Raw genomic sequence first — 24,502 nt, 5'->3', positions numbered from 1 at the left:
GGATTCGCCATGCTCTCACGCCTCTCCCAGGGAACCGAGCTCACTCCCGGCTTCATGGTGATCCACGGCAACCGCCTGGAGGCGCTGCGCGACCTGGCGGTGGAGTGGCTGCGCCATCACCCGCTAGAGCCGCTGGAGGACGAGGTGATCCTGGTGCAGAGCAACGGCATCAGCCAGTGGCTGAAGCTGGCGCTGGCCGCCGACCCGCCCAAGGGCGCCGGCATCGCCGCGGCGATGGACGTCACCCTGCCGGCGCGCTACCTGTGGCAGGCCTACCGCGCGGTGCTCACCCAGCAGGACGGCCCCGACGCCGTGCCGCCGGCCTCCCCGCTCGACAAGCCGCGCCTCGTCTGGCGGCTGATGCGCCTGCTGCCGGAGCTCACGGACGACGCCACCTTCGCGCCCCTGGCGCGTTTCCTGGCCGACGACGCGGACCGACGCAAGCGCCACCAGCTCGCCGAGCGCCTGGCGGATCTGTTCGACCAGTACCAGGTCTATCGCGCCGACTGGTTGGCCGCCTGGGCCGAGGGCCGCGACGAGCTGATCGACGCCCGGGGCCAGGCCCGGCCGCTCGCCGAGGACCAGCGCTGGCAGCCGGCGCTGTGGCGGCGGCTGCGCGACGACATCGGAGACGAAGGCCTCGCCTCCAGCCGCGCCTGGGTGCATACCCGCTTCCTCGAGGCGTGCCGCAAGCTCACACCCAAGACGAGACCGAAAGACCTGCCGCGCCGGGTGGTGGTGTTCGGCATCTCCTCGCTGCCCCGCCAGACCCTCGAGGCGCTGGCCGCGGTGTCGAGGGTCACCCAGGTGCTGCTCTGCGTGCACAACCCCTGCCGCCACTACTGGGCGGACATCATCGAGCACAAGGACCTGCTGCGGGCCGCCCGCCGGCGCCAGCGCCACCGCCCCGGCATGCCGCTCGAGCTCGACGACACCGAGCTACACCTCCACGCCCAGCCGCTGCTCGCCGCCTGGGGCAAGCAGGGCCGCGACTACCTGCGCCTGCTCGACGAGTTCGATGACCAGGACGCCTACCGGGCGCTGTTCGACGCCGAGGCGATGCGCATCGATCTGTTCGACTCGCCCGCCGAGGCCGAGGCGCCGGGACTGCTCCAGCAGCTGCAGGACGACATCCTCGAGCTGCGCCCGCCCCAGGAGACCCGTGACACCTGGCCGGCCGTGGACCCGGCACGCGATCGCAGCCTGCGCTTTCACGTCGCCCACAGCCCCCTGCGCGAGGTGGAGATCCTCCACGACCAGCTGCTGGCGGCCTTCGACGCCGACCCCACGCTGCGCCCGCGGGACGTGCTGGTGATGGTGCCGGACATCGACACCTACGCCGCCGCCGTGCAGGCGGTGTTCGGCCGCCTGGCGCCGGACGATCCGCGCCATGTCCCCTTCACGCTCTCCGACCAGACCAGCCGCCACCGCCAGCCGCTGCTGGTGGCGCTGGAGGCGCTCTTGCACCTGCCGGAGTCGCGGCTGACGGTGAGCGACCTGCTGGACCTGCTGGAGGTGCCGGCCCTGCGCGGGCGCTTCGGGCTCGATGCCGAGGCCCTGCCGGTGCTGCGCCGCTGGATCGAGGGCGCCGGCATCCGCTGGGGGCTTAACGCCGAGCAGCGCGCCCGGCTCGACCTGCCCGGCGGGCTCACCGCCAACACCTGGGCCTTCGGCCTGCGCCGCCTGATGCTGGGCTACGCGGTGGGCCGCAGTACAGAAAACGAGAGTGCCGACGGCCCCTGGCACGACATCGAGCCCTTCGGCGACATCGGCGGCCTGGAGGCGGCGCTGGCCGGCCCGCTGATGGACCTGCTCGACGTGCTCGAGGCCCAGTGGCGCGCGCTCAGCGAGCCCGCCGACGTGCCGACCTGGTGCCGGCGGCTGCGCGGGCTGCTGGCCACATGCTTCGCCGCCGACGACGAGGCGGACCTCGCCACCCTGAGCCGCCTGGAGGAGCTCCTCGAGGAGTGGCAGGAGACCAGCGAGGACGCCGGCCTGACCGAGGCGCTGCCGCTCTCGGTGGTGCGCGAGCACTGGCTCGGCCAGCTCGACGAGGCCAACCTCTCCCAGCGCTTCCTGGCCGGCGCGGTGAACGTCGCCACCCTGATGCCGATGCGCGCCATCCCGTTCCGCCATGTGTGTCTCCTGGGCATGAACGACGGCGAGTATCCGAGGGTGCAGCGGCCGCTGGACATCGACCTGATGGGCCACGACTACCGCCCCGGCGACCGCTCCCGCCGCGAGGACGACCGCTACCTCTTCCTCGAGGCGCTGCTCTCGGCCCGGGACAGCCTGATGATCAGCTGGGTCGGCCGCAGCATCCACGACAACGAGCCCCGCCCGCCCTCGGTGCTGCTCGGCCAGCTGCGCGACCACCTGGCCGCCGGCTGGCGCCTGGAAGGAGACGAAGACAACGACCAGGCGCTGCTCGACGCCCTGACCACCGAGCATCCGCTGCAGCCGTTCAGTCGGAAGTACTTCCGCGCGGGGTCGGGCGCGGTAGAGAGCTTTGCAGAAGATCCGGCGCTGTTTACCTATGCCCGGGAGTGGCGGGCCGTTCACCAGGCCGCGCCGGATGCCGTGGCCGACGGTGTACTGCCGCCGATGGAACTCGACACGGCCCTTACGCTTTCGCGCCTCAGCGGCTTCCTCAAGGACCCGGTGAAGGCCTTCTTCACCACCCGGCTCGGCGTCTACCTCGAGCGCGAGGCGCTGGAGAGCCCCGATCACGAGCCCTTCGCCCTGGACGGCCTGGACCACTGGCAGCTCCAGCAGGCGCTGATCGAGGCCGGGCGCCGCGCCGTGGACGAGGGCGCCTCTCCGACGCCCGCCGTCCACGACACCCTGGCGTGCCTGGCGCGTGAGGGGCGCCTGGCCATGGGCGGCTTCGCCGAGCTGATGCGCGCGCATCTCGTCGAGCCCCTGGATGACCTCTTCGAGGCTTACGCCGAGAAGCTCCAGGCCTGGCCCCACGCCTGGGAGACGCCGGCCTCCGTGTCGCTGGAACTCGCCACCGATGCCGGCACGCTGCATGTCGAAGACTGGCTGGACGGCCTGCGCGAGAACGCCGAGGGCGAGCGCTGCCGGCTGGTGCTGATGACCAGCAGCCTGGTCAACAAGGGCAAATATAACTGGAAGCACTGGCTCGCCCCCTGGATCGGCCATCTCGCCGGCCAGCTCGCCCTCGGCCCCATGACCACGGTGCTGCTCTCCCGCGCCGGCGGCGGCACACTCGCGCCACTGGACGCGGCCGACGCACGCAAGCACCTGGAGGCCATCGCCCGCGCCTGGCGCGCCGGCATGACCGCACCCCTGCCGCTGGCCCGAGACACCGCCTTCGCCTGGCACGAGAAGGGTGGCGACGAGAACACCCTGGCCCGCGTCTTCGGCAGCGAGGAGAAGGCCGAAGAGGCCGACCTCAAGGCCTGGAAGGCCGCGGTGCGCGTGTTCGAGGGTGACGACTACACCGCCGGCGAGCGCGACCGCGATCCCTACCTCGCCCGCCAGTGGCGCGACCTCAAAAGCCTCGTGCGCCACCAGGCCGCCGGCCGGCGCTTCACCGAGCTGACCGCGGCGCTCTACGCTCCGCTTCATGATGTTGTGAAGAAAAGTACCGTGAAGGCCAAGGGCGGCGACAAGAAGAACGGCGGCAAGGGCCAGGGAGGCAAGGCATGAACACCGTGGAAACCGTGCAAGCGGCCGAAACGCCGCGCCTCGACCCGGTGGTGCTGCCGCTCACCGGCAGCCGGCTGATCGAGGCCAGCGCCGGCACCGGCAAGACCTTCACCATCGCCCTGCTCTACCTGCGCCTGGTGCTCGGCCCGCGCGATGAGGAGGACGCGGCCAGCTTCCCGCGACCGCTGACGCCGCCGGAGATCCTGGTGGTCACCTTCACCAACGCCGCCACCCAGGAGCTGCGCGACCGCATCCGCGCCCGGCTGGTCGAGGCGGCAGAGGCGTTTCAGCCCGAGGCGCCCGAATCGGGGACGGCCCCCGATTGCTTCAATGCCGGTGCAGGTTGCGATAGTCACGAAGGGGCGCCGGGGGCAGGTCAAAGCGGAGGTCATTCAACAGGGATGTTGAATGTAGCGTCCAGGGAGGGATTCACAGCGCCTCCGCGGCGACCTGCCGCCGGATCAGCCCCGTCCCCGAACGAAACCGGAGATCTCTTCGCGGAGCCTGCTGTGGATAACCCAGAGCCCGAAGCAGAACTCTCACCAAGCAGCGATCCGCCGGGCGGCGATCCGCTGCTGGCCCTCCGCGACAGCTACCCCCGCGAGAGCTGGCCGACCTGCGCCCGCCGCCTGCGGCTGGCCGCCGAGTGGATGGACGAGGCCGCGGTCTCCACCATCCACTCCTGGTGCCACCGCATGCTGCGCGAGCACGCCTTCGACAGCGGCAGCCTGTTCGCCCTGGAGATGTCGCTGGACCAGTCGGAGATGGACCTGGAGATCGCCCGGGACTACTGGCGCAGCTTCTACTACGACCTCGACCCCGAGGCGCTGGCGATCGTCGCCCGCTACTGGACCACGCCGGACGCCTTGAACGACACCGCCGGCCGGCTGCGCACCCACGCCGCCGCCCTGCCCGTGGCCCCGCCACCGGCCGAGGCCCTGGCCAACTACCGCGAGCAGCGCGCCACGGCGCTGGCGGAGCTCAAGGCGCCCTGGCCGGCCTGGCTCGACGAGCTGGAAGAACTACTGGAGGCCGCCGCCCAGCGCAAGGCGTTCAACGGCCAGAAGCTCAACGCGAAAAATCGCGCCAAATGGATCAATGATCTTCGCGACTGGGCCCATGATCCGGAACTGGCTAGGCCGGCACTGACCGACGCCGCCTGGAAGCGCCTGACGCCGGAGGGCCTGGCCGAGATCTGGAAGGAGGGGCCGGTACCGAGCCTGCCGGCGCTGGAGGCCCTGGAAGAGCTGCCGGAGCGACTCGCCGCGCTGCCCGACCCCTTCGCCGACCTGCTCGCCCACGCCGTGCACTGGATGGCCGCCCGCCGCGAGACCGTGCAGCGCCGCCGCGCCGAGCTCGGCCCCGACGACCTGCTGCACCGGCTCGACGCCGCCTTCGCGGGCGAGGCCGGCGAGACGCTGGCCGCGCGCATCCGCGAGCAGTTCCCGGTGGCGCTGGTCGACGAGTTCCAGGACACCGACCCGGTGCAGTACCGGCTCTTCGATCGGGTCTATGAACTGGCGAATAACAGGGACGACAGCGCGGTGCTGCTGATCGGCGACCCCAAGCAGGCGATCTACGCCTTCCGCGGCGCCGATATCCACACCTATCTCCAGGCCCGGCGCGACACCGCCGGCCGCCACGTCACGCTCGGCACCAACTTCCGCTCCGCCGAACCCATGGTCGCGGCGGTCAACCGGGTGTTCGCCCACGCCGAGCAGGGCGAGGCCGGCGCCTTCCTGTTCCGCCGCGAGGACGACAACCCCGTGCCCTTCGCGCCCGTCGACGCGAATGGACGCAAGGATGCCCTCACCCGCCACGGCACGACCCAGCCGGCGCTCACCCTCTGGCACCTGGCCACCGACGAGACACTCGCCAAGGGCGCCTACCTGCACGAGCTGGCCGGACGCTGCGCCACCGAGATGGCTCAGCTTCTGCGTGAGGGCCAGGCCGGCCAGACGGGCTTTACCAAGGATGGCGAACTGCGCCCGCTGGCGCCGTCGGATCTCGCCGTGCTGGTCAACAACGGCGGCGAGGCCCGCGCCATCCGCGCCGCCCTGCTCGCCCGCGGCATCCGCAGCGTCTATCTCTCCGACAAGGAGGGCGTGTTCGAGACCGAGGCCGCCGCCGAGCTGGAGGGGTGGCTGGCCGCCTGCGCCGCGCCGGACGACGAGCGCTGCCTGCGCGCCGCACTCGCCACGCCGAGCCTGGGGCTCTCGCTCGCCGAGCTCGACGCCCTGAACGGCGGCCTCCAGCAGGATGAGCTGGCCTGGGAGGCGCGGGTGATGCAGTTCCGCGACTACCACCGCCAGTGGCAGCGCCGCGGCGTGCTGCCCATGCTGCATCGGCTGCTGGCCGACTTCGCCGTGCCCGGCCGGCTGCTGGCGGTGCCCGAGGGCGAGCGACGGCTCACCGACCTCCTGCACCTCGGCGAGCTCCTGCAGGAGGCCAGCGCCGAGATCGACGGCGAGCACGCCCTGCTGCGCTTCCTCGCCGAGTCCCGCGCGCATCCCCAGGCGCAGTCCGACACCCACCGCCTGCGCCTGGAGAGCGACGCCGACCTGGTGCAGGTGGTGACCATCCACAAGTCCAAGGGCCTGGAGTACCCGCTGGTGTTCCTGCCCTTCATCGCCGCCTTCCGCCCCGTGAAGCAGGGCGACCTGCCGCTGCGCTGGCACGACGACGACGGCCACCTGCGCCTGACGCTTGCCGCCGACGAGGCCACCCTGGCCCGCGCCGACCGCGAGCGCCTGGGGGAGGATCTGCGCAAGCTCTACGTCGCCCTGACCCGCGCCCGCCACGCCACCTGGCTCGGCCTGGCGCCGCTGGAGGCCATGGAGCGCAGCGCCGTCGGTCACCTGCTCAAGGGCGGCGAGGCGCTCTCGCCCGACGCCCTGCGCCCGGCGCTCTCGCCCGACGCCCTGCGCCCGGCGCTCGAGGCGCTGGCGGACGGCGATAAGGATGGCGACAAGCGAGTGACGGTGCTGGACGCCCCCGAAGCCGATACCACACCGGTCCGGCTCGCCACCGACGACACGCCGCTCGGCCATGCCCGCACGCCCACCCGGACGATCCGCGAGCACTGGTGGATCGCCAGCTACTCGGCGCTGCGCACCGGCGCCACCCCCCTGAATCCAGACGAGCGCGAGGGCGAATCGCCCGACGAAGCCGGGCCGGCCCCCGAGCCCACCACCGCCGATGAAGCCACCGCCATGGAGGTGATCGACGAACCCTTCGATGCCGGCGCCGCCACGGTAAGCGAAGGCTCGCTTCACCGCTTCCCCCGCGGCCCCTCGGCAGGCACCTTCCTGCACGGCCTGCTGGAGTGGGCCGGCGAGGAGGGCTTCGCCCGGGTGGCCGAGGACGCCGAACTGCGCGCCGACACCATCGCCCGGCGCGCCAACCGCCGCGGCTGGGAGGGCCAGATCGCCGCTCTCGAGAAGTGGCTGGCGGAGCTGCTGACCACGCCGCTCCCGGTGCCTAATGATGCCGCGCCGCTGCGCCTCGACGCGCTTGCCGGCTATCGGGTCGAGCTGGAGTTCTGGTTCGCCGCCCACCAGGTCAACACGCGCAAGCTGGACGCCCTCGTAAGCGCTCACACACTCGACGGGCGGCCGCGGCCGGCGCTCGAGCCCGACACCCTGAACGGCATGCTCAAGGGCTTCATCGACCTGGTGGTGGAGCACGAGGGGCGGTTCTACGTGCTCGACTGGAAGTCCAACCACCTGGGCGCGGACGACGCCGCCTATACCGTGGACGCCATGCAGGAGGCCGTGCTCGAGAAGCGCTACGACGTGCAGTACTGCCTCTACCTGCTGGCCCTGCACCGGCTACTCGCGGCCCGGCTGCCGGACTACGACATCGAACGCCACCTGGGCGGGGCGCTCTACGTCTTCCTGCGCGGCACCCGTGCGCCCTCCCGTGGCGTGCACGCCGAACGCCCGCCGAGCGAGCTGATCCTGGCGCTCGATGCCCTGTTTCGCGCCGAGGAGGCCAACCCATGACGCCGACATCTTCCAACCCCTCCCCGGTCGCTACCGACGCCCCGGAGGCCGCGCTGATGCAAGCGCCTGAACAGGCGCTGGCCGATCACGCGGCGCTGTTCGCGCTGCTCGACCGCTGGGTGGCGCGCGGCTGGCTGCGCTCGCTGGACCGCGCCTTCGTCGCCTTCCTGCATCGCGAGGCGAATACGGTAAAGGGGGTTAGTGAGGCCTCACCCCTGCTGCTGCTGGCAGCGGCCCTGGCCAGCCACCAGCTCGGCCGCGGCCACGTCTGCCTGGACCTGGCCCAGACGCTGGCCACCCCGGACCTGGCGCTCTCGCTGCCGCCGGAGGGCGATAGCCTGGAGGACCCGCCGCCGCTGCCCAGCCGGGTAATGGCCGCGCTCGACCTCGACGCCTGGCGCGCGGCGCTGGCCCAGCCCGAGCTGGTCGCCGATGGCCCCGGCAACACCCCGCTGGTGCTCGCCGACACCGCCGCCCGCCCCCGCCTCTACCTGCGCCGCTACTGGCAGCACGAGCAGGATATCCACACCCGGATTTCCGACCGGCTCGGCGATGCCAAGGGCTGCGACGAGGCCCCGGACGCGGCCCGCCTGCGCCCGATCCTCGACGCCCTCTTCCCTCCCGGTGCCGATGTCGACAATCAGCTCGACTGGCAGAAGGCCGCCTGCGCCCTGGCCGGTCGCTCGCGCTTCGCGGTGATCACCGGCGGCCCCGGCACCGGCAAGACCACCACCGTGGTGCGCCTGCTCGCCCTGCTCCAGGCGCTGGCGCTCGGTGAAAACGAGGGGGAAGGCGAGACTGAAGGAGAGCCGGCCCTGCGCATCCGCCTGGCCGCCCCCACCGGCAAGGCCGCCGCGCGACTCAACGAGTCCATCGCCGGCCAGGTGGCCAAGCTCGACCTCGACGGCCTGGCCGACGATCCCGAGCGGCTGCGCAACGTCATCCCCAAGGACGTCTCGACGCTTCACAGGTTATTGGGCTCACGCCCCGACACCCGGCGCTTCCGCCACGACCGCCACAACCCGCTGCCGCTGGACGTGCTGGTGGTGGACGAGGCCTCGATGGTGGACGTGGGCATGATGGCCGCGATGCTCGAGGCGCTGCCGCCCCGGGCGCGGCTGGTGCTGCTCGGCGACAAGGACCAGCTCGCCTCGGTGGAGGCCGGCTCGGTGCTCGGCGACCTGTGCGCCCGGTCCGAGGGCGGCCACTACACCCCGGCCACCGCCGAGTGGCTGACCGAGGCCACCGGCCAGCCGCTGCCCGCGGAGACGCTGGACGCCGACGGCCGGCCCCTCGACCAGGCCATCGCCATGCTGCGCGTCAGCCACCGCTTCACCGCCGACAGCGGCATCGGCCAACTGGCCGCGGCGATCAACCTGGAGGCCGAGCCCGCCGCCAAGCGCCGCGCCATCACCACGGCGCTTACCCACGGATTCGCGGATCTCTCGCACCAGAAGCTTGCCGCCGACGACGAGCGCGGCCTGGCCCGCCTGGCGGTGACCGGCTGCCCCGAGCGCTTTCCCGGAACCAACGCCGCCGACGCGCCGCCGGTGGGCTATCGCCACTTCCTGAGCGTGATGGCCGAGCATCGCCCAGCCGACGAGGCGGATCAGGCGGCCTTCGATGTCTGGGCAAGACAGGTGCTCGCGGCCCACGGCGACTTCCAGCTGCTGTGCGCGTTGCGCCGCGGCCCCTGGGGCGTGGAAGGCCTGAACGAGCGGGTACGCCAGGCGCTGGAGCGGGAAACGCTGATCGACAGCCAGGACGGCCGCCAGCGCTGGTACCCCGGCCGGCCGGTGCTCGTCACCAAGAACGACTACGGCCTGGGGCTGATGAACGGCGATATCGGCATCACCCTCGACATGCCTCGCCCGAGCGCCGCGACTGGTGACACCAGCCGGCGCCTGCTGCGGGTGGCCTTCCCCGCCGGCGACGGCACCGGTCGCATCAAGTGGGTGCTGCCCTCGCGCCTGCAGGCGGTGGAGACGGTGTTCGCGATGACGGTGCACAAGTCCCAGGGCTCGGAGTTCACCCACGCCGCCCTGGTGCTGCCCGACGCGCCGAACCCCATCCTCACCCGGGAGCTGGTCTACACCGGCATCACCCGCGCCCGCCACTGGCTGACGCTGGTGGAAACCGGCCGCGGCCAGCTGATGGACGCGGCGCAGCGGCGGGTGATGCGGGTGAGCGGGTTGGGCGCCGGCTGAGCGTTGGCGAACGCCTGTTTTACCTTAACCGTTAAAGGCTTATATTGCGTGTGGCTAGCAGGAGGGGCGCTCGCCGCGAGCGCCAACCAAGGACAGGCCTTCATCACCACCGGACCGGGAGAGTCACCCTGTGCTGTCATCCATCACAAGAGGCAGGTTGCACCGCCTGACCGGCCAGTTTCACGAGCCGGACAGGGAAGCGACGTATCGCCGGGATATCGCGCCCAGGGTGCGACGCGAATCCTCGCTGTCGCTCTTGGTGGCGACACTGATCTTCGGCATGTTTACCGTCTCCGACTACTACTATGTCGGCGCGGGCACCGAGTTCCACCTGTTGCTCACCGTGCGAATCCTGGTGGTGGTGTCCTGCCTGGCGCTGGCCTTCGTGCTCGGACGCTGGGGAGGCTATTGCCGCAAGGTGTGGCTGCACGCCCTGCCCCTCTGGATACTGGCGACGGGCATCATCCTGCTCGTGCCCCTGCGCCCCGAGAGCCTGGCGACTCAAGTCACCGCGGTGGCGGTGGCCCTCATGGCCTTCTACCTGCTGATCCCCAACCTGCTGTCCGTCGTCGCCATCGCGAGCCTTTATTTGAGCCTGGGCTTCCTGATCACAGCGGTGATGGTGGCAGACGCCTCCGCCGTGGTGGCACTGCGCATATCGCTGCTGCTGATCATGACCAACGCCGTGGGCTTCTTCGCCCTGCTGCGCCTGGAAAAGCTGCAGCGACAGCAGTACGCGCTTCTGCAGGAAGAGCGTGTCCAGAACCAGCAGATGACCCAGGAAATCGCTCATCGGAAGTCCCTGGAAGCCCAGCTGCGCCGGGTCGCCGAACGGGATGTCTTGACGGGCCTGAACAGTCGCGGTCATTTCATGGAGCGGGCCCAGGGCCTGCTGCAGCGAGCGCAGTCTGGCAAGTCGCCCTTCTGCCTGATGATGATCGACGTGGATCACTTCAAAGCCATCAACGATACCTGGGGGCACAGCCACGGCGATCGGGTGCTGGCCACGATCGCGGAGACCTGCATGCGATCCCTTCGGCCCCAGGACGTGATCGGGCGTTTCGGGGGCGAGGAATTCATCGTGGCCCTGCCAGACACTGGTCCGGAAGACGCTCGAACGGTGGCGGAACGGCTGCGGCAGAAGGTCGCCGAGCTGCCGGTGAGGGAGGAAGTGCCCGACCACCGAGTGACCGTCACCATCGGTATCGCCGGAGTGCTCGAGGAAGCGACCGATTTGCCCGCCCTGATCCAGCAGGCGGACCGAGCCCTGTACGCCGGCAAGCACGGAGGCAGGAACCGGGTCGTGATTCATCAGGACGTCGGCGAAGAGGCGTAATGAATGGGGGCTGCCCGACGCGCCGAATCCCATCCTCACCCGGGAGCTGGCCTACACCGGCATCACCCGCGCCCGCAACTGGCTGACGCTGGTGGAAACCGGCCGCGGCCAGCTGATGGACGCGGCACAGCGGAGAGTGATGCGGGTGAGTGGGGTTGGGGGATTGATATGCACGGCCCTGTTGTTTATTACAAATAATTCGAGGGTAATCGGAGCCTGTCAACATAGTTGGCATATGAAATGGTTCCGGCTCTTTAAAACCCTGCTGCTTGCGGCACCGGGTCCCTCTCGGGATTCAGGTGCACTACCTCTGGCAGGCTGAGTTTCCGGATGTCCCCCGACCAGCGCTCCGGGTGACGTTGCTTCGCCGCCTCGAAGACCTCCCGGCGCTGCGCCAGGATGCCTTTGGCCTCGCCGTTATGACGCTGGCTCGGCGTGACGTAGCGAAGGGCGCTGTGCCGGTGCTCGTGGTTGTACCACTCGGTGAATTGCTGGACCCACTCCTGGGCCTCGGTCAGGGTCGCGAAACCGTCGATGGGGAAGCCCGGCCGGTACTTCAGCGTCTTGAAGGCCGACTCGGCGAAGGCGTTGTCATTGCTGACCCTTGGTCGGCTGTACGACGGGGTGATGCCCAAGTCGTAGAGTTTCTCCAGGAAGGTCGCCGCCTTCATCGGGCTGCCGTTATCTGAATGCAGAATCAGGGGCTTGTGACGATCCGTCAGGTGCTCTCGCCAGCAGGCCTTCTGGATCAGCTCGGCCGCCAGCTCACCGGTCTCCGTCTCGTATACCTCGTGCCCAACGATCTTGCGGCTGAAGACGTCCATGATCAGATACAGGTACCACCAGGTGCCTCGTGCTGGACCGGGCAACCACGAAATGTCCCAGCACCACAAGCGGTTAGGCGCCGTGGCCTGGTGCGTGGTCGGCGTTCGCTTGCGCTGTGGGGCCTGCTGTCGGCCTCGGTGGTGTTGCTGGTCATATTCATGAAGCACTCGGTACATCGTCGACTCAGAGGCCAGGTAGCGGCCCTTGTCCGCCTGATCGGCCACGATGAAGGCCGGAGGGCGGCTCCGATACTCTGGGGCGTTGCACAGCGCCACGATCGCCTCTCGCTCTTCGGGAGACAGCTTGTTGGCCGGCTCCGGGCGGTCGGCGTCGGAGCGGCGATCCACCGTCACCCCGCCCTCAGCGACCCAGCGATAGTAGGTCCGCACATTGATGCCCATCACCTGACAGGCCTTGGCCAGCCGAGCACCGTCACGCTGGGCGTCTTGCACCAGGGTCACGATGCGCTGGCGATCCGGGAGGCTGGTCAGTCGTCCTCGTCGTTGGTCGTGCCCCAGATCGCCTCGGCTTTTTTTGATAGGGCCAGCAGTGCCGCCGTTTCAGCCAGGGCCTTGTCCTTGCGGTGCAGTTCGCGCTCCAGCTTGCGGAGCCGCTTCTGCTCCGCTTTGCGCGCCTGACGGTGCTGTTTGGCCTGCGCTGCCGCGTCCTCGTTGGCGTTCATGCAGGCATCCCGCCAGGCCTCCACCTGCTCGGGGTAGAGCCCACGCTCGCGGCAATAGGCGCTGAGTTCGGCCTCGTTCATCGGGGCCGTCTCCAGGACGATCTGGAACTTCTCCTGGCTGGTCCAGTGATCGGGCTTGGTGGAACGTGATGGCAAAACCTGTCCTCGTGCTCTGGCCTGTTTCCGCCAATTGTAGAGGGTTGTCGCGGTGATGCCTTCCTGTTCGGCCAGTTCCGGGATGGTCATGCTCATCGGTGGCGCCATCTTCTTGAGGATGGCTTCCTTACGCTCTGCGGGGTAACGCACGTTGATCACCTCTCAATCCGTTTAGGTGACAACTACGTTGACGCATAGGGTAATTCCAGGCATACAAAATCAAACAGCATTACAAAAAGGCAGCGCGAGCAAGGTGCGAAAAGCTTAGTCAGCCCTGTAAAATAAAGGTGTGTATCTCCAACACTGATAACTCAAAGTCATCACCAACTTCAGAGCTCGCCCACAAATAAACTTCAGTATTTAATTTAAGAAACTGTGCAACAAGAGGGATCAAACACAACAGTTTCTAAAGAATTAATAGTGAAGGCGAGCAGCTCACCCCAAGCTGCTCTTGCACCGCTCTCCATGCATAGGACGAGAGGTGCGCCTCGCGAGTGTGTACAGCTGCCTACAGCCATTGACGGTTAGGGTGATGCGAAGCCGAAATCAATATACCTCCTGGCTTTGCTTTGCGTCAAGCTCCTTAGAGAACTCAAACCCCCTCCATTTGGTAAACCAATTCTCTTTATAGCTAATAATATCTTCTTGCAACACTTTGCTTCGAATTTCATAGAGCCTGAGTATCTTCCTCTTAAAACCTTCATCAAGGTAAGGACATGACACACAGTCGAGAGCCAAAAGCAGACACTCCGTATTTTTCCCCAACGAGCTTTTATGCATCTTAATTTTCTTTAAAATTATTTCCTTCAAGGCCTTTCTGGTTTTTTCGTACCTTTTTTTATCTTTAATATAAAACAACATAACCGTGATGGAGAAATAATTTAATTTATTTTCAAAGAAAATAGTGTTTTTAGACCTATACTTTCCGCCGAAATAATTAATCAAAGAGGACTCGTCTACCCAGTAATCCTTACCTAGCTCTGCCATCAAAGTCAAAAGGTACAAAGTCTCAACCTGCTTATGATTACTAGTTTCATATTTTCTTATAATGAATGATATATTATCGGCTATTCGCTTAAAAACTTGATGCATGTCATCTTCAGAAATATTGCTTGTTCTAGAAAAGTCTATAATAACTTTCAAAACACGACTTAGCTTTATTGTGATATTTACTCGAGGTGAAACTGAATATATAAAGAAACAGAAATCTATAACAGAGTGGACTGACTTAAGAAGCCCTCTGTACGAACTTTTTGTTTTTTCCACACCCTCATAGTCTTTGAATATTTTCTTTATATTGTTCTCAATGATGGCTAACGTGTAATTTATCACGCTTTTGTACTCAGCCCCACTTTCTGACAATATAGCTTTGTATTCTGTTATTAGAGACTTAGATTGAATATTCAGCTTCCCAATAGTAGCTTTGCCTCCATGCTCACCCAGATTATCAACCTCCTCCTTATCCATTTTTACTTTTTCTGTCAACAGCTGAGATATTTTCTTTTTAGCTATTGTTATCTCAGTTATTATTGGCTTGTGGTAGACTAGCTCTTTTTCAGAATTTAACCCAAGCTTAAACTCGCTTAGGGAAGCTTCCAATTCATCAACAATCCTATTATATGTCGACTCATCATTGTAAAAAACAAAGTAGTCATCGACATATCTGAAAGCCTCGTAATCCAGCCTATGTTCAATGCCAATATAGCCAAGTCTTTTCCTTAAATTATAATCAACTCTCTGCAATATTATTTCTGCAAAAATTCTGGACAACTCAGGACCAACCAATATCCCATTTGTCTCATTATAATTTTGTTTTTGCATTAACTTATCAAAATCATCAGGAAAACTATCCGTGAGACTACCATTCCCACTAGTTGCTATTTTGTTTTTTACAATATCTCTACCTAAAGTAGCCCAGGCAATGGAATGCGTGTAAATAGAATCAAAACATTTAGAGACATCAAGCTGAGCCATGTTATTATATTTTTGCTCACAAGCGTGGTAATCATCAGACTCGAAAAACTGATGAATGTTGTTTATCTTTCTATAGCCAAAGAAAGACTTTAGGCTCTTGTATTCTTTATCTCCATCCTTGTCCAAAGCTCTTGCCAAGATTACTGACCCGCTCTTCCCTTCATCGTTAAAATACTTATTGCTTGCAATCCGTGAGGGAGCGCGTAAGCTAAACTCAGAAATCTGTGAAAAATATATGATCAACTCTTTATATTTTTCGTAAAAACCAATTGCTTGAACTTGGTTTCTAGGATGCATAACGGAAAGCAGCCTAAAGGAATTATCCTTATGGCTCACACCATAATTAAAAGGTATAGTTATAAGAGCTTTCTCATTCACATACTCCCTTACCCCATTGACGGTTTTTATTTTTCCCTTCTCTTCTTTTTCTATGCCAAGGATCAAACAAATTATGGCTTCAGCCTCTTTAGTAGAAGATTTCCACCTCATTACCTTGCCGTCAATTGTTACATTACTCTCTAACAAAAATTTATAAAAAAAACGATTCGAAAAGGTGATAGGAGTTTCATAAGGCAAGAGATCAGACAAAACCACTCGCTCTTTTTTCAGGTTAATCCTCATCATGTTCCTCATGAGCTCCATACTTTAACAATTGTTTTAAATTCTGCCGGAGAAAAATGACAAAACTTCCTACTCAAAAAGCCATCGGAGAATTTAAAATGCCTTGCTTTCTTTTTAACAGAGTTGTCTGATATAGTCTTTATCTGCGCATCTAAAAAGGAATCCAAGCTCTCTAAGAAACCAGTGTCGGTTGCCCACTTATTTGTATTATAAATCCCAACCACTGCATTACCTTTGTTATTTGAAAGACTTGTGTTTGCAGTAAGGAATCTAAGCCTCATAAAAAACTCTTTTTTAGCTTTCCGCGGCTGCTTCACTGAATTTTTCTTGTATCTCTCAACCGAAGACTTTATTCGCTCTATATACTTTTCTTTTTTCTTATCACTTATGGACAAATAAAGGTTCTTTCCATTTTTCCTGAACTTATAGCCAAGATAATCAAATGAAAACGTCACCCCTTTCCCAGAATAGTCAAATTGCTCAGACTTAGACTCATTAAGAGACAGGAAGTCACTTTTTATTAAATCGCTCAACTTTTTAAAACATCCCTCGACTGTCTCACCTGGGCTTGGTGAAATAACAACGACAATATCGTCCACATACCTAGAGTAATATACAAGATTATCAATATCCCTGACTTTTTTGTCGAAATCCTTAAGATAAAGCTCAGAAAGATATGCACTAATACCTATACCTCTTGGGACTCCTTTACCTTTCCCAGTGAGGCTGTTGTAATCCCTCAGAAGCTGAGCGATAAGCTTTCTTGTCGATAGACTTAAGATTGGATTTTCGTTGAGCTTTTTTATCAATAGCCCTTGATCAATGCTTTCATAAAAAGAGTCAATGTCAGCTTTAATAACAAATTTCGGGAATGTATCACCAAGAACCGATCTTAGTTGCGGAACAATTATGTCTCTATCTGCTTGTTTTACGCCATAAGTGTATTTAATATTTTTCTGTATCTGCTTTTCTGCGAAAAAAGATACTGCATCACCACTTGTAACATAAACGTCTTTCCCGTTTTTTGAGTATTCCAACTTATTTATTTTGAAAGAAAACCTCCTAGAACTCACTTGTCGTGCAACACTCTCCAAATAAAACTCTATCTTTTCATTTTTTTTAAGGACAAACCCCCTTTTCATTTCATATAGCTTGTAGACTCGGGCTTCAAATGTACTTTTGCTATAACGCCTCCTGCTACCAAAAAGCTTCGTAACAAGCCTTCTAACTCTTTTTATTTTTTCATAATCCTTAAGTATTTCAGGGAAAAACATCCCGGCAACATTCACACCTCTCTTATTTTCAGAGTGATAAATTCTTGCCAAGTTTTTTGAAGTGAACGACTGATCAAACATCAATATCCCCTATCTGCCTCGCCCAGAAAAACAAGCACTATGGGACAAGATAAAATTCTCTAATTAGCCAAAAGATTGAGACATGTCCACACTCGCACTCGCACTCGCAACAAATTGTCTCGGTGAATAACCGCACTCGCGCAGTTCGATGGCGTTGCAGGAATCGGCGATCAGCGTGTCACCATCAAGGATTCGCACCCGCCGACAATGCGGGTGCTGGGTAATGCCGGGTTCGGTGATGTGATCGGCCATTGGCAGTTCCATTGCTATTGGCTGATCCATCAGCGTAGAGCGATGAAAACGGAATGTCATCGCTTGATGACAACTTTTCTTAGGTCAATTCGTCTAGGCTCGCTTTCTCCCGGGGGACTGCGTGCTTGGCGCCTGCGCCCCCTGCCCGCCATGATGGTGGCCTTAATGGGCTGCGGGAGACTCTCGAGATGAACCAGACACCACGCGCACCGACGCCGCTGACGGAACTGGGCGGCCAGTCGATCCTCTTCGTGATGGCGGCTGAGCCTGAATACGGCCCGCATCTTCGGGAGCGGTTCGCGCCCTTCATGACCGGCGTGGGGCCGGTGGAGGCGGCGGTGGAGCTCACCGCGGCGCTGGCAGAGCTGGAGGCGCGCGGGCGGCTGCCGGACCTGGTGGTGTCGCTGGGCTCGGCGGGCAGCCGGGAGCTCGAGCAGACCGAGGTCTATCAAGCGACCTCGGTCGCCTACCGCGACATGGACGCCACCCCACTCGGCTTCGCGACGGGCGTCACGCCCTTCCTCGACCTGCCGGCCACCCTGCCCCTGCCGCTGCGCATCCCCGGGATTCGCGAGGCGACGCTCTCGACCGGCGCCGATATCGTCTCGGGCGCGGCCTATGACGCCATCGCCGCGGACATGGTGGACATGGAGAGCTACGCCGGCCTGCGCGCCTGCACGCGCTTCGCGGTGCCGCTGGTCGTGCTGCGCGGCATCTCCGACGGCAAGGCGGAGCTGAACCATATCGACGACTGGACGGAGTATCTGCACGTCATCGACGAGAAGCTGGCCGCCGCCGTGGACCGCCTCGGTGAGGCGCTCGGCCAGGGGCTGGTGAAGCTCTGACGGGTGGCCCAAGGGGCCGCTGCCTGGTCCGATTCGACTTAGGCTGATGCCCCGCGCAACAGGCCCTCGTATGACATCTTCCATCTCGCTTCGCGGCACCGCGAAGGGCACGCCAAGGGGCCGGCTCCACTATAATGATAAGGTTGGTCGACGCGTTTCGAACCTCCTCATCTTGGCCGCAAGGAGGCTCGGCTGGTAACGCTCTCGGGCCCCTGCCCGATGCGGCTGGCCCGGCAACGCCGGGAGGAGAATCACATGCGTGCCATCCTGTGGGGTGGGGTGATCGTGGCGGGTCTGACGGCGGCGCCATTGATAGCAGCGCAATCGCTGCCGGACCAGGATGCGATCCAAAGCGACGAGGCGACAGCACTGATCGAATCGGTGCGCGCCGCCACGCGGCGCTTCGAGGACGTTAACGTGTCCCTGGCGGAGGGCTACGTGCCGGATCCCTCCGGGGAGTGCGTGTCGGCGAAGGCCCATGGCTTGCCCGCCGAACTGGGTGCCATGGGCATCCACTACTTGCGACCCGACCTGCTCGGCCTCACGGCCACCGCGCCGCGGGTCGACGGCACCGGCACCCATACCGACTTCAAGAACCCCGCCATCCTGCTCTATGAACCTCAGGAAGACGGCTCCCTGGCACTGGTCGGGGTCGAGAACCTGGTGTTCCGTAAGGCCTGGGAAACCGCGGGCAACGGCGGGCCGCCGGTCCTGGCCGGGCGCAGCTGGGACTATATGGTCGATGACCCGGCCACGCCCACCGAGGAGGCCCACCACTTCGAGGCCCACTACGATCAGCACCTGTGGTTTCGCGACAACCCCAACGGCAACCTCGAGCCGTTCAACCCGGGGGTGACCTGCCGGCATCACAAGGCATGACACCCTGCGGCCGGGCCTCGAAACCCGGCCGCTTCGCGCAGGATGCCAGCTGCCCTGACAAGGCAAGCCGCCACGTCGCGATGAGGAGGCGCGAATGCTGAGCGCGCTTGTCATGCCACCAACGCCTCGACGCTCTAGGCTGAGTGGGAAAAGGACATTCCGTCACCGTTCGAGGAGCCCTCATGCCCGCCACCCGCACGACCTCACCCACCCTGGAGCGCGTCCACCTGGTGTGGGACCTGCTCATCATCGTGCTGGTGATCGCCAACCTGGCGCTGCTGCTCTTCGACAGCCTCTACCTGCTGCCGCCGCTGAACGCCGCCTTCGAGGCCGTGGCCCCGGGCCTGCACGCCGCCTACGACCGGCACATCCATGCCCACTTCCTCACCATCGACCTGGCGTTCGTGGCCATCTTCCTGTTCGACGTGCTGCTGGGCTGGGCGGTGGCCATCGCCGAGCGCCACTACCATCGCTGGTTCTTCTACCCCTTCGTGCACTGGTACGACGTGCTCGGCTGCATCCCGCTGGGCGGCTTCAGGCTGCTGCGCATCCTGCGCGTCATCTCGCTGCTGCACCGCCTGCAGCGCATGGGCCTGATCGACGTGCGCCGCTGGTACCTCTACGGCGTGGTCGCCAAGTACTACGACATCCTCATGGAGGAGCTCACCGACCGCATCGCCATCCGCATGCTCGACAACATCCAACAGGAGATCCGCCAGAGCGACGGGCTCTCCGCCCCGCTGATGGAGCGAGTGGTGCGGCCCCGCCAGCAGGCGCTGATCCACGAGATCAGCCAGCGGCTCGAGGCCATGGCGGGCGACGCCTATACCCGCAACCGCGACGACACCCTGCGCTACGTACGCGGGCTGGTCGGCCGCACCCTGGCCCAGAGCCCGGAGCTCAAGCGGCTCTCGCGCCTGCCGCTGGGGAGCCAGCTCAGCCGGGGGCTCGAGGCCTCGTTCTCCGACCTGGCCTGTCACCTGGTCGACGAGGCCCTGAAAGGCCTGAAGTCGTCGGAGTTCTCCGCCCTGGTGGAGCACCTGGCCGAGAGCGGCTTCGATGCCTGGCTGCGCACCGACCCCGAGACCGAACGGATCACCGAGCAGGTGCTGCTGGACATGCTGGAGCTGCTCAAGGAGCAGATCGCGGTGAAGGGCTGGCGGCACCGCTACCAGTGAGCCCGGCGGCTCTCTCGCCCTCAGGGCGTGAGGGCCGGTTCGGGCGCTGTCAGCTGCGCCGCGCCGCGGGCGGCTCGCCGAGGTCGTGGGCGCCGCCGTGGGCGGTATCGCTATCACACAGCCGGTGGTCGCTGAGCACCTCGATGATGCGGCAGCTCTCGACCTTGCCGCCGGCACACTCGCCGAGCATTCGCTGGAGCTCGTCGCGCAGCGCGGCGAGTCGCTGCAGCCGCGACTCCACCTCCTCCAGGTGGTGCTTGGCGAGGGCGTCGACCTCGTCGCAGCACATGTCGGGCCGGTCCGACATCGCCAGCAGCTCGCGCACGGCCTCCACCGAGAAGCCGAAGTCCCGGGCGTGGCGAATGAAGGTCAGCCGCCGCACGGCCTCTTCCCCGTAGCGGCGCTGGCCACCCTCGGTGCGCGAGGCCTCGTGCAGCAACCCGATATGCTCGTAGTAGCGCACGGTTTCCGGCTGGCAGCCGGCCCGCCGGGCCAGCGCGCCGATGCCGATGGTGGGGTGACTCTCCGACATGGGTGGCTCCTCGATGAAGAACGGGGGTCTGTCACCTCAGACCGTCACTTGAACCTGTAGTTGCTACAGGGTTTAGGCTTAAGACGTTACCCCACGGAGTTACCCCACGGAGAGGAGCCCCGCCATGGCAGCATCAGCATCCACGTCCACCGCCGCGACCCTGACGCTGCGCGTCGAGGGCATGGACTGCGGCGGCTGCGAGCGCAAGGTCGAGTCGGCGCTGGGTCGCCTGGAGGGCATCGCGGAGGTCTCGGCCAGCTCGGTCACCGGCTCGGTCAAGCTGCACCACTCCGCGCACACCACACCCTCCCACGCGGCGATCGAGCGCACTCTCCATGAGCTCGGCTACCGCCTGGTCAGCGAGCAGGAGGCGGCCGCGCCGGAGGCCCCGGCGCCCTGGTGGCGCACCGCCAAGGGGCGCCTGGTGCTGGTCACCGGCGGCCTGCTGGTAGCGGCCTTCGCGCTGCGCCTGGCCTGGCCGGCGCTGGGGCAGTGGCCCTTCGTCGCCGCCACCGCGGTGGGGCTGGTGCCCATCGTGCAGGGCGCCTGGGGCGCGCTGAAGCAGCGCAACCCCTTCACCATCGAGATGCTGATGAGCATCGCCGCGCTGGGCGCGCTGGCCATCGATGCCGCCGCCGAGGCCGCGGTGGTGGTCTTCCTGTTCGCCGTGGGTGAGCTGCTGGAGGGCGTGGCCGCGTCCCGGGCGCGACGCAGCATCTCGGCCCTGGCGGACCTGACGCCCTCGACGGCGCGGCGGCTGGAAGGCGACGACACCCGCGAGGTGCCGGCCGCCTCGCTCGTGCCCGGCCAGCGGGTGCTGATCCGCCCCGGCGACCGGGTGCCCTGCGACGGGCGCATCCTCGCCGGGGTGTCCGAGCTGGACGAGTCGCCGGTCAACGGCGAGTCGATGCCCCGCGCGCGGGAGAAGGGCGACGACGTCTTCGCCGGCACCGTGAACCTGGAGGCCGCCCTGGAGGTGGAGGTCACGCGGCGCGCCGAGGACAACACCATCGCCCGCATCATCCGCCTGGTCGAGGAGGCCCAGGCGGCCAAGGCGCCGGTCGCCCGTTTCATCGACCGCTTCGCGCGCTACTACATGCCGACGGTGATCGGGCTCGCCCTGCTGATGGCCGTGGTGCCGCCGCTGGTCGCGGGCATGGCGTGGTCGGAAGCGATCTACCGCGCCCTGGCGCTGCTGCTGATCGCCTGCCCCTGCGCGCTGGTGATCTCGACCCCGGCGGCGATCGCCGCCGGGCTCTCGGCCGGCGCCCGGCGCGGCCTGCTGATCAAGGGCGGCGCGGTGCTGGAGCAGCTCGGTAAGCTCAGGCTGGTGGCGCTGGACAAGACCGGCACGCTGACGGCGGGCCGCCCGCGCGTCACCGACGTGGAGGCCCTGGGCACCGGGCACGACGAGGGCGAGATCCTGCGGCTCGCCGCCGCGCTGGAGCGCGACTCCAGCCACCCCATCGCCGCGGCGATCCTGGCCCACGCCGCGCGACAGGGGCTGACGGTGCCGCGGGCAAGCGAGAGCCGCGCCCTGGCCGGCAGCGGGGTCGCCGGGCGGGTCGAGGCGCGCGAACTCTCGCTGATCACCCCGCGCCACCTGGCCGAGCAGGCCCTGCTCAGTGAGGCGCTCAACGACGATCTCAGCGCCCGGATCGCCGAGCTGGAGCAGGCCGGCAAGAGCCTGGCGGTACTGGTCGAGGGCGGGCGGGCGCTGGGCCTGATCGCCGTGCGCGACGAGCCGCGCGACGATGCCCGCCACGGCCTGGCGGCGCTGTCACGGCTGGGCGTGCGGGCCGTGATGCTCAGCGGCGACAACGCCCGCACCGCCACCGCCATCGGCGAACAGCTGGGCATCGAGGCCCACGGCGAGCTGATGCCCGGGGACAAGGCCCATCGCGTGCGGGAGTGGCAGGCCGCCGGCGAGGGGCCGATCGGCAAGGTCGGCGATGGCATCAACGACGCCCCGGCGCTGGCGACAGCCGAGGTGGGCATCGCCATGGGCGGCGGCACCGACGTGGCGCTGGAGACGGCGGATGCGGCCCTACTCAAGGACCGCGTGAGCGGCATTGCCGAGCTAATCGACCTGTCGCGGGCCACGCTGCGCAACATCAAGACCAATGTCGCCCTGGCGCTGGGCCTGAAGGCGGTCTTCCTGGTCACCACGGCGCTCGGCATCACCGGCATGTGGATCGCGGTGATGGCGGATACCGGCGCCACGGTACTGGTGACGCTCAACGCCATGCGCCTGCTCGGCTACCGCTTCTCTCCGGGGCCCGCCCCGGCGGAGGCGCAGCCCGTCACCACCACGTCGTGACGCCCGCGCGCCCGGTCGACGCCGGGCGCGTTTGGCCGATGGGGAGGTGTCTGTCAGCTTGATGAGATGCCCATGACCCCTTCTCGCTGGATTCCCCTGATCGGCTGGCTGCACGGCTATCGGCGCGACGTCCTGGCGCGTGACCTGCCGGCGGCGGTGCTGATCAGCCTGGTGGGCTTCGTGGAGTCGGTCTCGGTCGCCCAGACCCTGGCCCCAGAGGCGCCCCAGAGGCGCACCTGCCCGCCGAGGAGCAGGGCCTGCGCATCATGACGCCAGGTCGCCCTGGTCCAGACCGGCTGCTGGACGCCGACGGAGGGAGCGGGTGGTGTCGGCTAGCAGGGTGTCGTCGATGACGACCCGGACCCGGCGGGAGTGCGGATGCAGCGTGATGCGGGGCTCGGGGGCATCGTCCATGATCGTTCCCTGTGGTGTTTCCTGATATCCCAGCAGAGTAGCAGCCGGCTTCCTCGGCGCCGATGGCCGATCGCTTACGTCATTAGTCTAGGGAAGGCGCGCATCCGCAGATAAAGCGGCCGGCGCCCTTGATATGCCGGGGCGACGCACGCAGGTCATGGGGTAACACTCCGAGAGCGGGCTATCCTCAGGAAACCCCGCCCTCCCACTGTAAGGAGCACCCGATGAGCAATCGAGACGCCTATGAGCAGAAGCTGCGCGCCAAGCTGGACGAGTTGCAGGCCGAGGTGGAGAAGCTGAAGGCCCGCGCCCGGAGCGCCGATGCCGATGCGCGCATCGACCGGGAGGAGGAGATCGACCGGCTCGAGGCCCGGCGCGAAGAGATGCGCAAGAAACTCGAGGAGCTGCGCCACTCCGGTGACGAGGCCTGGGACGACATCCGTGCCGGTGCGGAGCGCGCCTGGGAGTCGCTGAGCGAGGCGATCGAGAAGGCGCGTTCACGCTTCAAGTGATCGGCCATCGACCGCCGGCCTCTCCCTGCCGAGGGCGCCTGGGCCGGCTCGGGCCTTTCGGTCGAGGCCGGGCCCGGTGGACCGGCCCCGCTGGTCGCGGTCCTTAGCCGCCAGGCTTCGCGTGGGCCCTTAGCCGCCAGGCTTTGCGTGATAGGTGATCACCTCGGAGTGCACGCCGTCGGCGTCCGCCTTGATCAATCCGGCGCCCTTGAGGGCCGTGCCCGGCTTCATCCAGCAACCATTCACGAAATTTTTCGGCATGATCTCTGCGTAGCTTCCATAGCCGAGGCGTACGGAAACGTCGATCCCTGAGCGTTTGAGCTCGGTCGCACCGAAGACGCTATCGCGGGTTCGGTCCACCGTATGCAGGCTAGCCTGCAAGCGCACTTCAGCGTCTGGGCAAATGGCGTAGAAGCGGTGCCACCGCGGTACGACCCACTTCGTAGCGAACAGGGGCTCAGAGCAGACGGTGACGATCAGGCGCTCGGAGCGAATCTTGTCCACAGCGCTATTCAGGGTCTGAAATCCCTCATGCAGCCGCTGCCGGGACGCATCCGAACAAGACAGCGGGGATTTCACCCACTTGGCATCCACCATCGACATCCCGGCCTCGGGTTCGACGTCGTCGCGCGCTGAATGATCTCCCCCACGGCGCAGGACGCCGACCATGACGCGTCGGGCAGCCCCTACGAGCGGTGACGAAGAACCAAAAGGTCCGAATCCCGTTAAAAGTTG

General features: G+C 64.4%; 17 protein-coding genes. 10 read left to right on the top strand and 7 right to left on the bottom strand.

What is annotated here, in order from left to right; translation table 11 throughout:
* Positions 1 to 9 precede the first annotated feature (9 nt).
* From recC to FEI13_RS02825, 4 genes are all read left to right on the top strand, one after another.
* Positions 10 to 3,675 (top strand): exodeoxyribonuclease V subunit gamma, encoded by a 3,666-nt coding sequence (recC, locus tag FEI13_RS02840; protein ID WP_138179327.1) that lies wholly within the window; start codon positions 10 to 12, stop codon positions 3,673 to 3,675.
* Entirely contained in the window at positions 3,672 to 7,679 is a 4,008-nt protein-coding gene (gene recB, locus FEI13_RS02835; protein ID WP_138179325.1) for an exodeoxyribonuclease V subunit beta, read from the top strand. The genes recC and recB overlap by 4 nt, the downstream gene beginning before the upstream one ends.
* Positions 7,676 to 9,886 (top strand): exodeoxyribonuclease V subunit alpha, encoded by a 2,211-nt coding sequence (gene recD / locus FEI13_RS02830; protein ID WP_138179323.1) that lies wholly within the window; start codon positions 7,676 to 7,678, stop codon positions 9,884 to 9,886. Before recB ends, recD begins: the two co-directional genes overlap by 4 nt.
* A gap of 157 nt (positions 9,887 to 10,043) precedes the next feature.
* A complete protein-coding gene (locus tag FEI13_RS02825; protein WP_240036405.1) occupies positions 10,044 to 11,222 on the top strand; it encodes a GGDEF domain-containing protein in 1,179 nt (392 codons plus the stop codon).
* 254 nt (positions 11,223 to 11,476) lie between these two features.
* Here FEI13_RS02825 and FEI13_RS02820 read toward each other — a convergent pair.
* From FEI13_RS02820 to FEI13_RS02805, 4 genes are all read right to left on the bottom strand, one after another.
* Positions 11,477 to 12,993 (bottom strand): IS3 family transposase gene (locus FEI13_RS02820; protein ID WP_138179504.1). Its coding sequence is split into 2 segments (ribosomal slippage): positions 11,477 to 12,556 and positions 12,559 to 12,993, totalling 1,515 coding nucleotides; the frame shifts between segments, so codons are not numbered across the junction.
* Positions 12,994 to 13,431: 438 nt separating this feature from the next.
* Entirely contained in the window at positions 13,432 to 15,483 is a 2,052-nt protein-coding gene (drt3b, locus tag FEI13_RS02815) for an antiviral reverse transcriptase Drt3b (RefSeq protein WP_158294505.1), read from the bottom strand.
* Positions 15,484 to 15,488: 5 nt separating this feature from the next.
* The gene (gene drt3a, locus FEI13_RS02810; RefSeq protein ID WP_138179318.1) at positions 15,489 to 16,835 is read right to left on the bottom strand and encodes an antiviral reverse transcriptase Drt3a; all 1,347 of its coding nucleotides are present in this window, start codon (positions 16,833 to 16,835) and stop codon (positions 15,489 to 15,491) included.
* A 63-nt stretch (positions 16,836 to 16,898) separates the two neighbouring features.
* Complete coding sequence (locus FEI13_RS02805; protein ID WP_193555714.1) at positions 16,899 to 17,087, bottom strand: hypothetical protein; 189 nt, start codon at positions 17,085 to 17,087, stop codon at positions 16,899 to 16,901.
* A gap of 188 nt (positions 17,088 to 17,275) precedes the next feature.
* Between FEI13_RS02805 and FEI13_RS02800 the strand changes: the two genes are divergently transcribed.
* The 3 genes from FEI13_RS02800 to FEI13_RS02790 all read left to right on the top strand — a co-directional run bounded on the left by FEI13_RS02800 (position 17,276) and on the right by FEI13_RS02790 (position 19,989).
* Positions 17,276 to 17,932: a 5'-methylthioadenosine/S-adenosylhomocysteine nucleosidase gene (locus FEI13_RS02800; RefSeq protein ID WP_138179316.1), complete on the top strand. Its 657-nt coding sequence runs from the start codon at positions 17,276 to 17,278 to the stop codon at positions 17,930 to 17,932.
* 255 nt (positions 17,933 to 18,187) lie between these two features.
* Positions 18,188 to 18,811 (top strand): hypothetical protein, encoded by a 624-nt coding sequence (locus FEI13_RS02795; RefSeq protein ID WP_204758336.1) that lies wholly within the window; start codon positions 18,188 to 18,190, stop codon positions 18,809 to 18,811.
* A gap of 182 nt (positions 18,812 to 18,993) precedes the next feature.
* On the top strand, positions 18,994 to 19,989 hold the full coding sequence (locus FEI13_RS02790; protein ID WP_138179314.1) for an ion transporter: 996 nt from the start codon (positions 18,994 to 18,996) through the stop codon (positions 19,987 to 19,989).
* Between the two features lie 49 nt (positions 19,990 to 20,038).
* Here the strand turns inward: FEI13_RS02790 and FEI13_RS02785 are convergent, their stop codons facing one another.
* Positions 20,039 to 20,521: a MerR family transcriptional regulator gene (locus tag FEI13_RS02785; protein ID WP_138179312.1), complete on the bottom strand. Its 483-nt coding sequence runs from the start codon at positions 20,519 to 20,521 to the stop codon at positions 20,039 to 20,041.
* Between the two features lie 124 nt (positions 20,522 to 20,645).
* On the opposite strand from FEI13_RS02785, the gene FEI13_RS02780 reads away from it, so the two are divergent.
* Both FEI13_RS02780 and FEI13_RS02775 read left to right on the top strand, forming a co-directional pair.
* A complete protein-coding gene (locus tag FEI13_RS02780; protein WP_138179310.1) occupies positions 20,646 to 22,841 on the top strand; it encodes a heavy metal translocating P-type ATPase in 2,196 nt (731 codons plus the stop codon).
* A 72-nt stretch (positions 22,842 to 22,913) separates the two neighbouring features.
* Complete coding sequence (locus FEI13_RS02775) at positions 22,914 to 23,111, top strand: hypothetical protein (protein WP_138179308.1); 198 nt, start codon at positions 22,914 to 22,916, stop codon at positions 23,109 to 23,111.
* On the opposite strand, the gene FEI13_RS19040 is transcribed toward FEI13_RS02775, so the two are convergent.
* Complete coding sequence (locus FEI13_RS19040; RefSeq protein ID WP_158294504.1) at positions 23,106 to 23,255, bottom strand: hypothetical protein; 150 nt, start codon at positions 23,253 to 23,255, stop codon at positions 23,106 to 23,108. The two genes, FEI13_RS02775 and FEI13_RS19040, sit on opposite strands and share 6 nt — an antisense overlap.
* 224 nt (positions 23,256 to 23,479) lie before the next feature.
* Between FEI13_RS19040 and FEI13_RS02770 the strand changes: the two genes are divergently transcribed.
* Positions 23,480 to 23,767, top strand: a complete 288-nt coding sequence (locus tag FEI13_RS02770; protein ID WP_138179306.1) for a sll1863 family stress response protein — start codon at positions 23,480 to 23,482, stop codon at positions 23,765 to 23,767.
* A gap of 129 nt (positions 23,768 to 23,896) precedes the next feature.
* Here the strand turns inward: FEI13_RS02770 and FEI13_RS19200 are convergent, their stop codons facing one another.
* The gene (locus FEI13_RS19200; protein WP_193555713.1) at positions 23,897 to 24,436 is read right to left on the bottom strand and encodes a LysR family transcriptional regulator; all 540 of its coding nucleotides are present in this window, start codon (positions 24,434 to 24,436) and stop codon (positions 23,897 to 23,899) included.
* Positions 24,437 to 24,502: the final 66 nt, after the last annotated feature.

Origin of the sequence: Halomonas urmiana (genome assembly GCF_005780185.1) — a bacterium.
GTDB classification, from domain to species: domain Bacteria; phylum Pseudomonadota; class Gammaproteobacteria; order Pseudomonadales; family Halomonadaceae; genus Halomonas; species Halomonas urmiana.
Note: the sequence above shows the minus strand (reverse complement) of the source record. Positions and strands in the feature narration are given on the sequence as shown.

Bases quoted from the DNA above. Each gene is read 5' to 3' on its own strand.
- recC (WP_138179327.1), top strand. From the start codon at position 10: ATGCTCTCACGCCTCTCCCAGGGAACCGAGCTCACTCCCGGCTTCATG.
- recB (WP_138179325.1), top strand. From the start codon at position 3,672: ATGAACACCGTGGAAACCGTGCAAGCGGCCGAAACGCCGCGCCTCGAC.
- recD (WP_138179323.1), top strand. From the start codon at position 7,676: ATGACGCCGACATCTTCCAACCCCTCCCCGGTCGCTACCGACGCCCCG.
- drt3b (WP_158294505.1), bottom strand. From the start codon at position 15,483: ATGATGAGGATTAACCTGAAAAAAGAGCGAGTGGTTTTGTCTGATCTC.
- drt3a (WP_138179318.1), bottom strand. From the start codon at position 16,835: ATGTTTGATCAGTCGTTCACTTCAAAAAACTTGGCAAGAATTTATCAC.
- FEI13_RS02805 (WP_193555714.1), bottom strand. From the start codon at position 17,087: ATGGCCGATCACATCACCGAACCCGGCATTACCCAGCACCCGCATTGT.
- FEI13_RS02800 (WP_138179316.1), top strand. From the start codon at position 17,276: ATGAACCAGACACCACGCGCACCGACGCCGCTGACGGAACTGGGCGGC.
- FEI13_RS02795 (WP_204758336.1), top strand. From the start codon at position 18,188: ATGCGTGCCATCCTGTGGGGTGGGGTGATCGTGGCGGGTCTGACGGCG.
- FEI13_RS02790 (WP_138179314.1), top strand. From the start codon at position 18,994: ATGCCCGCCACCCGCACGACCTCACCCACCCTGGAGCGCGTCCACCTG.
- FEI13_RS02785 (WP_138179312.1), bottom strand. From the start codon at position 20,521: ATGTCGGAGAGTCACCCCACCATCGGCATCGGCGCGCTGGCCCGGCGG.
- FEI13_RS02780 (WP_138179310.1), top strand. From the start codon at position 20,646: ATGGCAGCATCAGCATCCACGTCCACCGCCGCGACCCTGACGCTGCGC.
- FEI13_RS02775 (WP_138179308.1), top strand. From the start codon at position 22,914: ATGACCCCTTCTCGCTGGATTCCCCTGATCGGCTGGCTGCACGGCTAT.
- FEI13_RS19040 (WP_158294504.1), bottom strand. From the start codon at position 23,255: ATGGACGATGCCCCCGAGCCCCGCATCACGCTGCATCCGCACTCCCGC.
- FEI13_RS02770 (WP_138179306.1), top strand. From the start codon at position 23,480: ATGAGCAATCGAGACGCCTATGAGCAGAAGCTGCGCGCCAAGCTGGAC.
- FEI13_RS19200 (WP_193555713.1), bottom strand. From the start codon at position 24,436: ATGGTCGGCGTCCTGCGCCGTGGGGGAGATCATTCAGCGCGCGACGAC.